Below are 371 nucleotides of genomic sequence, written 5' to 3'. Positions count from 1 at the left end.
TTCACCATCCACACCATCGAGCTCAAGGGCGCCGACAGCCTGTCCGCCGCCGACCGCGACCGCCTGCTCAAGCCCTTCATCGACCAGTGCCTGGGCGTCACCCAGCTCAATGCCTTGCTCAAGGCCATCACCGACCATTACCTGGGGCGCGGCCTGGTCACCAGCCGTGCCTACCTGCCGCAGCAGGACCTGTCCTCGGGCCACCTGCAGGTACTTGTGGTGGAAGGGCGCCTGGAAGGGCTGCGCCCGGACCCGACCAGTGGCCTGAGCGACCGCGAACTGGCCATGGCCTTTCCCGGCGATATCGACCAGCGCCTGAACCTGCGCGAGATCGAGCAGATGGTCGACCAGCTCAACCGCCTGCCGTCGAA

Annotated in this window: 1 protein-coding gene; it reads left to right on the top strand. The window is 66.8% G+C overall.

Annotation, left to right across the window (positions count from 1 at the left end; all coding sequences use genetic code 11):
• The coding region (locus HU735_RS27420; protein ID WP_186716488.1) for a ShlB/FhaC/HecB family hemolysin secretion/activation protein at positions 1-371 on the top strand (371 nt) is incomplete at both ends.

Origin of the sequence: Pseudomonas sp. BW16M2 (assembly GCF_014268865.1) — a bacterium.
Lineage (GTDB): Bacteria > Pseudomonadota > Gammaproteobacteria > Pseudomonadales > Pseudomonadaceae > Aquipseudomonas > Aquipseudomonas peradeniyensis.
This window is presented reverse-complemented; position numbering and strand designations above follow the sequence as displayed.